This window comes from Corynebacterium sp., assembly GCF_012838985.1.
Lineage (GTDB): Bacteria > Actinomycetota > Actinomycetes > Mycobacteriales > Mycobacteriaceae > Corynebacterium.
The window spans coordinates 1-1,511 of record NZ_DUOE01000217.1; the positions used below are offsets into that span (position 1 = coordinate 1).

The following is a 1,511-nucleotide window of genomic DNA, read 5'->3' on the forward strand; positions in this document are numbered from 1 at the left end:
ACGACGTCCAGCTGCTCACCGATGTCGAGGTCCTGCACCGACTCACCGGACACCGCGTCCTGCTTGTCGACGCCGACCGTGACCTCCTCACCGTCCACCCCGGGCGCAGCGAACGTTTCGACGCGGACCGGGTGGCGGCGCTCGTCGCGAAGCAGCCCTATGAGACGACGGTCGCCCTGACCGGCCACCCCGAGAACCGCGACCGCTACCACGTGGCGGTGCGGGACTACGGGCCGATGCTCGTCGAGCGTGCGGCGCTGGCCGCCCTGGCCCTGCAGGTGCCCGAGACCACCGCGCTGAGCTCCACACCCCGCACCGCGGGGGCCCTGCGCCGGCGGCCGATCGGCCCGTGGGTGCTCATGGCGATCCCCGTCATCGCGATCATCGTGCTCATTGTCCTGCTGTAACATGGGTCGGACCATGGCCAAGAAGAAGAAGAACCAGGACCGCAGTGTCCTGGCCACCAACCGCCGGGCCCGGCACGACTACCACATCCTCGAAACCTACGAATGCGGCATCGTGCTGGTGGGCACCGAGATCAAGTCGCTGCGCGAGGGCAAGGTGTCCATCGCCGACGCCTTCGCCACCGTCGACGAGGGCGAGGTGTGGCTGCGCAACCTCCACATCCCCGAGTACTCGATGGGATCGTGGACCAACCACCCGCCGAAGCGCACCCGCAAGCTCCTCCTGCACCGCCGCGAGATCGACTCCATCATGGGCAAGGTCCGCGACGGCAACCGCACCCTCGTGCCGCTGCAGCTCTACCTGAAGAACGGCTACGTCAAGCTCGAGCTCGGCCTCGCGCAGGGTAAGCAGGACTACGACAAGCGTCAGGACATCAAGCGCCGCACCGAGGAACGCGAGATCACCCGCGAACTCGGCCGCCGCGTGAAGGGCATCCAGGGGTGATCCACACCGCCAAACTTCACGACGTCCTGCGCGGCGACGCCCCCGTCCACGGCCGGGGTGTCTTCGTGGAACGCCTCTGGCCCCGCGGCGTGGCGAAGGCGGACATGGAGTGGGAGTGGCTCAAGGACGTCGCCCCCACCACCGGACTGCGGAAGTGGTTCGCCCATGACCCGTCCCGGTGGGAGGAGTTCCGGGCCCGCTACGAGGAGGAGCTGGAGGGAGGGGGAGGGGACGTCGAGAAGCTCCTGCAGCTCGCGGACGAGGACCTCACCCTCCTGTACAGCGCCGCGGACCGCGACAGAAACAGCGCAGTCGTTCTCGCGGAATGGTTGACGAAACGCCTTCACAAGAGTTAACATGGGCCATCCTGCGGAACGATTGCACAATCCCGCCGCAGAGTACGGGGCTGATTCAGGTTTCGACTTCGTATATTGAGCCAGGGGAAGCGTGCCGGTGCAGGCTGAGGACCACCGTGAGCGTCGCAGCAAACCCATAAGCGCCGAGAACACTCAGCGCGACTACGCCCTCGCTGCCTAAGTAGCGACCGCGTGTCTGTCAGACCGGGCTCGTTCCCGACCCGGACCCTGGCATCGACTAGGGAA

The 1,511-nt window shown here is 66.9% G+C and carries 3 protein-coding genes; all 3 read left to right on the forward strand.

The window, feature by feature from the left end:
* Positions 1 to 407, forward strand: a 407-nt coding sequence (locus GXZ33_RS12145) for a hypothetical protein (protein ID WP_291341469.1), incomplete at its 5' end; no start/stop codon positions are given.
* 13 nt (positions 408 to 420) lie between these two features.
* On the forward strand, positions 421 to 909 hold the full coding sequence (gene smpB, locus GXZ33_RS12150) for an SsrA-binding protein SmpB (RefSeq protein ID WP_291341470.1): 489 nt from the start codon (positions 421 to 423) through the stop codon (positions 907 to 909).
* Positions 906 to 1,265 (forward strand): DUF488 family protein, encoded by a 360-nt coding sequence (locus tag GXZ33_RS12155; RefSeq protein WP_291341471.1) that lies wholly within the window; start codon positions 906 to 908, stop codon positions 1,263 to 1,265. The genes smpB and GXZ33_RS12155 overlap by 4 nt, the downstream gene beginning before the upstream one ends.
* Positions 1,266 to 1,511 lie beyond the last annotated feature (246 nt).